The organism is Thioclava sp. F36-6 (assembly GCF_002020305.1).
Classification (GTDB): Bacteria; Pseudomonadota; Alphaproteobacteria; order Rhodobacterales; family Rhodobacteraceae; genus Thioclava; species Thioclava sediminum.
Genome location: NZ_MPZX01000001.1, coordinates 1526084 through 1533108 on the forward strand (window position 1 = coordinate 1526084; position 7025 = coordinate 1533108).

The window sequence follows — 7025 nt, forward strand, 5'->3', positions numbered from 1 at the left end:
TAGGGTTCTGGCATGAAATTTCGCTGGCTGAAACAGATGATGCCGCGCGGGCTTTATGGGCGGGCCGCGCTGATCCTGATTCTGCCGGTGGTAACGATCCAGCTCGTGGTCTCGGTCGTCTTCATTCAGCGCCATTTCGAACGCGTCACGCAGCAGATGACCGAAGGGATGGTGCGCGAGATCGCTCTGCTCGATCAGGTCGCGACCAATGCGCCGACGGCAGAGGTCGCGCGCGAACGGCTCGACGTGCTCGACAAGACGCTGAACTTCGCCTCGCAATTCCCGGCGCCCACGAATCTTGCCTCGCAGCGGGGCGATACCCGCAGTTTCTTCGATCTGACCGGAATCGTGGTGATTTCGACGCTGCGGGCCAACCTGTCGCAGATCCGCTCCATCGATCTCGACAACAACACCAATTCCGTGCGGGTGGTGCAGGAGACGCCGAACGGGCCGCTCGCGGTGACCTTCGCGCGCAGCCGGGTGTCGGCCTCAAATCCGCACCAATTGCTCGTTCTGATGGTCTTTGTTTCCATTCTGATGACGCTGATCGCCTATATCTTCCTGCGCAATCAGCTGCGTCCGATCCGCAGGCTGAGCCATGCGGCGGAGGAATTCGGCAAGGGGCGCAACTTGAATTATCGCGTCTCGGGGGCGACGGAGGTGCGCGCCGCGGGCCGCGCTTTCCTCGATATGCGCAACCGGATCGAGCGCCAGATCGAACAGCGCACGCTGATGCTCTCGGGGGTCAGCCACGATCTGCGCACGCCGCTGACGCGTCTGCGGCTCGGGCTGTCGATGATGGAGGAGAATGACGAGGTTCGCGCGATGGAGCGCGACGTCGACGAGATGGGGCGCCTTGTCGATGCGTTTCTCGAGTTCTCGCGCGACGGGGCGTCGCATGGCGAGCCGGAGACGCTGCCGATCTGCGGCTTCGTTGCAGGCGTGGTGGAGGATATGCGGCGGATGGGGCGCGATGTGACGCTGGTCGATTGTGACAGCGAGGAGGAGGCGACCTTCCGCCCCGATGCCCTCAAACGCGCCTTGGCGAATCTGATCGGCAACGCGGTCCGCTACGGCACGCGCGCGGAAATCACCGTCTCTATCGCGCGCACGGGGTGGCGAATCGCGGTGCATGATGACGGGCCGGGCATCCCGCCCGAACGCCGCGAGGAGGCGATCCGGCCATTTACCCGGCTCGACCCGGCGCGCAATCAGGATCGCGGGCAGGGCGTCGGACTGGGTCTTTCGATCACCGCCGACATCCTGCGTCGCCACGGTGGATCGCTGAAACTCGGGCGATCCGAACGGCTTGGCGGCTTGATGGCCGAGATGATCCTGCCGCGGTGAGCGGCTACACATTCGATCACGCGCGCGCACGAACCGCTCACGGCAGCGAGATCGCCTCTTGCGGCCTGTCCCGGGGCCACGCATTGTGACGGGTGAGTGACATGCCCTAGTTGAATGGATGCTTCACGGCTCCTAGATATTGGGTTGAACAGGGGAGGGACGTGGTCGCCGAAAACGGGGCCGGACCCTCCTGCCAAGAGAGGAACGCCGATGACCGAATTTAGCTCTGTCACCCATCCGGTCCTGCCGCTGCGCGACATCGTGGTTTTCCCCCACATGATCGTGCCGCTCTTCGTCGGGCGCGAGAAATCCGTGCGCGCACTGGAAGAGGTGATGGCGGAGGATCGTCAGATCTTGCTCGCAAGCCAGGTCGATCCGTCGCAAGACGACCCCGATACGGACGGGATCTTCCGCGTTGGCGTGCTCGCCAACGTGCTGCAACTGCTGAAACTGCCCGATGGCACCGTGAAGGTGCTGGTCGAGGGCAAGAGCCGCGTGCGCATCACCGATTTCGTCGAGAATGAGGACTATTTCGAAGCGAATGCCGAACCGCTGATCGAGACCGAAGGCGACGTGGAGACGATCCGCGCTCTGCTGCGCTCGGTCGCCGAGGAGTTCGAGCGCTACGCGAAGATCAAGAAGAACATCCCCGAAGAGGCGCTGTCGGCCGTGGCCGATGCGACCGAAGCTGACAAGCTGGCCGATCTCGTTTCGGGCCATCTGGGGCTGGAAGTGGCCCAGAAGCAGGAGCTTCTGGAAACGCTCGACGTCTCCGAACGGCTGGAGCGGGTCTACGGTCTCATGCAGGGTGAGGTCTCGGTTCTCCAGGTGGAGAAGAAGATCAAATCCCGCGTGAAGACGCAGATGGAGAAGACCCAGCGCGAGTACTACCTGAATGAGCAGATGAAGGCCATTCAGAAGGAACTCGGCGATGGCGAAGACGGCCAGAACGAGATCCTCGAGCTCGAAGAGCGCATCGAGAACACCAAACTCTCGAAAGAGGCCAAAGAAAAGGCCGAGGCCGAGCTGAAGAAGCTCAAGTCGATGTCGCCGATGTCGGCGGAAGCCACCGTCGTGCGCAACTATCTCGACTGGATGCTGTCGATCCCGTGGGGCACCAAATCCCGCGTGAAGAAAGACCTCAGCAAGGCCGAGGCCGTGCTCGATGCCGATCACTACGGTCTCGAGAAGGTCAAGGAACGCATCGTCGAATATCTCGCGGTGCAGGCGCGCTCGGCCAAGCTGAAAGGCCCGATCATGTGCCTCGTGGGTCCGCCCGGCGTGGGTAAAACCTCGCTCGGCCGGTCTGTCGCGAAGGCAACGGGGCGCGAATTCATCCGCATCTCGCTCGGCGGCGTGCGCGACGAATCCGAGATCCGCGGCCACCGTCGGACCTATATCGGCTCGATGCCCGGCAAGATCATTCAGGCGCTGAAGAAGGCGAAAACCACGAACCCGCTCATCCTGCTCGACGAGATCGACAAGATGGGTCAGGACTTCCGTGGCGACCCGGCTTCGGCAATGCTTGAAGTGCTCGACCCCGAGCAGAACGCGACCTTCGTGGACCACTATCTCGAAGTGGAATACGACCTCTCGAACGTGATGTTCCTGACGACGGCGAACTCCTACAACATGCCGGGCCCGCTTCTGGACCGGATGGAGATCATTCCGCTCGCGGGCTACACCGAGGACGAGAAGGCCGAGATCGCCAAGCAGCACCTGATCCCGAAGCAGATCAAGGGTCACGGGCTCAAGAAGAACGAGTTCGAACTGACCGACGGCGCGCTGACCGACGTGATCCGCTACTACACCCGCGAGGCGGGCGTGCGGAACCTCGAGCGTGATATCGCGAAGCTCGCCCGGAAAGCAGTGACCGAGATCATCAAGTCGAAGGGTGCGACCAAGCACATCACCGTCGATGAGGCGAAGGTGGGCGATTACCTGGGCGTCAAGAAGTTCCGCTACGGTCTGGCCGAGAAGGAAGATCAGGTGGGCGTCGTGACCGGCCTTGCCTGGACCTCCGTGGGCGGCGACCTGCTGCAGATCGAAGCGCTGCGCCTGCCGGGTAAAGGTCGGATGAAGACCACCGGCAAGCTGGGCGACGTGATGAAGGAATCGATCGACGCGGCGTCCAGCTACGTCCGCTCGGTCGCGCCGCAATTCGGCATCAAGCCGCCGCGCTTCGAGAAGTGGGACATCCACGTCCACGTCCCGGATGGTGCGACGCCGAAAGACGGGCCCTCTGCGGGTCTGGCGATGGTGACCTCCATCGTGTCGGTGCTGACCGGGATCCCGGTGCGCAAGGATATCGCCATGACCGGCGAAGTCTCCCTGCGCGGGAACGCGATGCCGATCGGCGGCCTGAAGGAGAAACTGCTCGCAGCGCTGCGCGGCGGGATCACGACCGTCTTCATCCCCGAGGAGAATGAAAAAGACCTCGCGGATATCCCGGACAACGTGAAGGAGGGGCTGGAGATCGTGCCGGTCACCCACGTTCGCGAAGTCCTCGCCCGCGCGCTGGTTCGCCAGCCCGAGCCGGTCGATTGGGACGAGGAGGCCGAAGAGGCAGCAGCCGCTGCCGCCGCCGCGGCCAAATCGGACGGGCAGGGCGCAACCGCGCACTGATCGCCTTCGAATTGAAATCGAGAACGCCCGTCGCACATCGCGGCGGGCGTTTTTGCATTTGACCAGGTTTGCCCTTAACCTCTTCGTATTGCGATCAAAAAAGGAGCCGCCATGGCCAAGAGCCAGAAACCGAAATCGACCCGCAAGCCTCCCGTCGCGACACCCGAGGCGCCTCCGGCCTCCGCCGCGACGCTCACGCCCGCCACACCTGATCCGGCGCCTGAGCCGAGCGAGGCGAAGGGGCTAGTGCGCAAGAGGAGCTTCGTGGATCGGGTGATGGTCGAGGCCGGCGTGAAGCGCGGCGAGGCGAAGGCCATGTCGGAATCGGTCCTCAAGGTTCTGGGCGAGGCGCTCTCGGAAGGCGAGGAACTCAGCATCCCGCCGCTCGGCAAGCTGAAGATCAACCGCCAGTTCGAGAAGAACGGCGACGAGATCCTCGTGGTCAAACTGCGCCGCCCCTCGGGCATGCTCGAAGCGGTCGCGGCAGAGACGAATGCGGGTGGAGATTACCCCGCGCAGGACGGTGGAGATTTCGACGAAAACCCTCTTGCGGAGCCAGAAGAGGGGCGCTAAAAGCCCGCCACGGAGGGCGATTAGCTCAGTGGTAGAGCGCATCGTTCACATCGATGATGTCGGGGGTTCAAATCCCTCATCGCCCACCATCTTCCTACGAAGGCGCGTCTTGAATAGACGCGCCTTTGTCGTTTTCCGGTTAGTTTTCTGCGCCCTGCGGCGTCAGATTATGGGCCAGACAGCACGCCAGAGATGCGCGCCCCATGCGCAAGATGCGGAGGATGCGATGACCGAGACCACGCCGATGTCCGACGCCCGGCCCGACGAGGTGCTGCGCGTCTCCGATTGCCCGGACTGGCTGTATCTGCTGCGGGAATTCGACACGCTCTACCGGCACGGCTCGGCAGGCGGCAGCCGCCTGATCCGCAGCCATCGCAAACGGGTGCGCGATACGCTCTCGCAGATCATCGACACCAATCCCCCGGTGACGCCGCGCCAGCCGCAGCCGAAACCGGTGACAGCACATCTGTCGCGGGCGCTCGATCTGGGCGAGCGCGGCGCGGTCGCGGGAATGGCGCGGGCGCTCTCGCGCGTGACGGGGCAGCTGACTTGGGAATATGGCTACGAGAAAGTGCCGAAGGCGCTGGCGCGCAAATACGCCTATTGCGAGGTGCTGGGGCCGCGCGGACCGGTGGCTTCCGATCGGCTGGTGCTGGGATTCGTCCTGTTTGCGCCGCGCACGACCTATCCGCAGCACAGCCATAAGGAGATCGAGGAGAGCTATATCTCGGTCGCGGGCCCGTGGTCGGAGAATGACACTGCCGTGCATGCGCCGGGCTCGCTGATCCTGAACCGTCCCGATCACGAACACCGCATCACCACTGCCGATCTCGACCCCTGTCTGCTGGCCTATGCCTGGGTCGGGCCGGAGGCGCGGCTGACCGCGCCGGGGATGAAACTCTCCTCGACCCGCAAGGTGCGGATGCGCGAGGGCATCTGAGGTCTTGATCCCCGCGCAAGGCGAGGCTAGAGGAAGGGCCGGGGGCGGTTAGCTCAGTTGGTAGAGCGCTTCGTTTACACCGAAGATGTCGGGGGTTCGAGCCCCTCACCGCCCACCATTCCCTCCGAAGTCTAACGATATTAAAGGCTTGTGTCTCGTTGCGCGGCCGCGCTCAGACTCTGTTCGCGCATGGCTCTATGATATGCGCGCCACGATGCTACCTTTCCCTCAACCACAGGAAAGGAGCGCCTCAATGAGCTGGAACCCCGCCCTCGACCCCGAAATTCCGATTGGCGACGCCGTCGACGCCATTGAAACCGTCATCGCGCCGCGGGCGCGTGACCTTGGCGGATTCGAGGTGCGCCGCGCGCTCCCGTCCGCCGCGCGGCAGATGATCGGCCCCTTCATCTTCTTCGACCAGATCGGCCCGGTCGAATTCCTCTCGGGCCAACGCGGCATCGACATCCGCCCGCATCCGCATATCGGCCTCGCGACCGTGACCTACCTTCTGCAAGGCCGCCTGCATCACCGCGATTCGCTGGGCACCGATCAATGGATCACGCCGGGCGCGGTGAACTGGATGAATGCGGGCTATGGCATCACCCATTCCGAGCGCACCGACGGCAAGGTCCGCGACACCGGCCAGCATCTCGCGGGCATCCAGACCTGGGTCGCGCTGCCCGAGGAACAGGAAGAGGGGCAGGCGGCGTTCAAACATGTGGGCGCCGAGGCCCTTCCCGAACTGCAGGCCGAGGGCAAGACCGTTCGGCTCGTGCTTGGCGATGCCTGGGGCGCGCATGCGCCGATCGATCTGCCCTCCGAGATGTTCTACGCCGATGCGAATCTCGATCCGGGCGCGCAGCTCCCGCTGCCCGACAATCACGAAGATCGCGGCGTCTATGTGCTGCAGGGCTCTGTCACCGTGGCGGGCGAAACCTATGAGGAAGGCCGGATGCTGGTCTTCCGCCCCGGCGACCGGGTGTCGCTCAAGGCGGGCGGGCAGGGAGCGCGGCTGATCGTGTTGGGTGGCGCAACCATGGGCGGTCCGCGCTATCTCTGGTGGAATTTCGTGGCCTCGTCGCGCGACAAGATCGACGCCGCAAAAGAGGCATGGCGCGCGGGCGACTGGGCGCATGGCCGTTTCCAGCTGCCGCCTGCCGACGATGCGGAGTTCATTCCCGCGCCGGAGCGGTGATTGCAGCCGTTGAAGAGGGGGCTCTGCCCCCGACCTTCGGTTTCCCCCGGGATATTTCTGCCAAGAGGAAGCAGAAAGCGCATCTCATCGGGGCGCGTGCGGGCGCGATAAATAAGGGTCGCGGGCGCGCACTGAGGAGCCGCGATTTGCTTGCCCGAACGGCAGGTGAAAATTCGTCGGTTTTTTGCTCTCAGGCCGCTTGACGGGGGCAGGTCGCCCGCGTAATACCCTCCCCACGCTCGGACGGCGATCCGGGCAGATGATGCGAGCGGTTGTAGCTCAGTTGGTTAGAGTACCGGCCTGTCACGCCGGGGGTCGCGGGTTCGAGCCCCGTCAACCGCGCCA

At 64.0% G+C, this 7025-nt stretch carries 5 protein-coding genes and 3 tRNA genes; all 8 read left to right on the plus strand.

What is annotated here, in order from left to right:
* Positions 1-12: 12 nt before the first annotated feature.
* The gene (locus BMI88_RS07080; RefSeq protein ID WP_078547179.1) at positions 13-1347 is read left to right on the plus strand and encodes an ATP-binding protein; all 1335 of its coding nucleotides are present in this window, start codon (positions 13-15) and stop codon (positions 1345-1347) included.
* Positions 1348-1557: 210 nt separating this feature from the next.
* Positions 1558-3972: an endopeptidase La gene (gene lon / locus BMI88_RS07085; RefSeq protein ID WP_078547181.1), complete on the plus strand. Its 2415-nt coding sequence runs from the start codon at positions 1558-1560 to the stop codon at positions 3970-3972.
* 111 nt (positions 3973-4083) lie between these two features.
* Positions 4084-4545: an HU family DNA-binding protein gene (locus BMI88_RS07090; protein WP_078547183.1), complete on the plus strand. Its 462-nt coding sequence runs from the start codon at positions 4084-4086 to the stop codon at positions 4543-4545.
* 14 nt (positions 4546-4559) lie between these two features.
* A tRNA-Val gene (locus tag BMI88_RS07095) sits at positions 4560-4634 on the plus strand.
* Positions 4635-4771: 137 nt separating this feature from the next.
* The gene (locus BMI88_RS07100; protein WP_078523362.1) at positions 4772-5485 is read left to right on the plus strand and encodes a dimethylsulfonioproprionate lyase family protein; all 714 of its coding nucleotides are present in this window, start codon (positions 4772-4774) and stop codon (positions 5483-5485) included.
* Between the two features lie 42 nt (positions 5486-5527).
* Positions 5528-5603 (plus strand) — tRNA-Val (locus BMI88_RS07105).
* A gap of 135 nt (positions 5604-5738) precedes the next feature.
* Positions 5739-6680, plus strand: a complete 942-nt coding sequence (locus BMI88_RS07110) for a pirin family protein (protein ID WP_078547185.1) — start codon at positions 5739-5741, stop codon at positions 6678-6680.
* Between the two features lie 268 nt (positions 6681-6948).
* A tRNA-Asp gene (locus BMI88_RS07115) sits at positions 6949-7025 on the plus strand.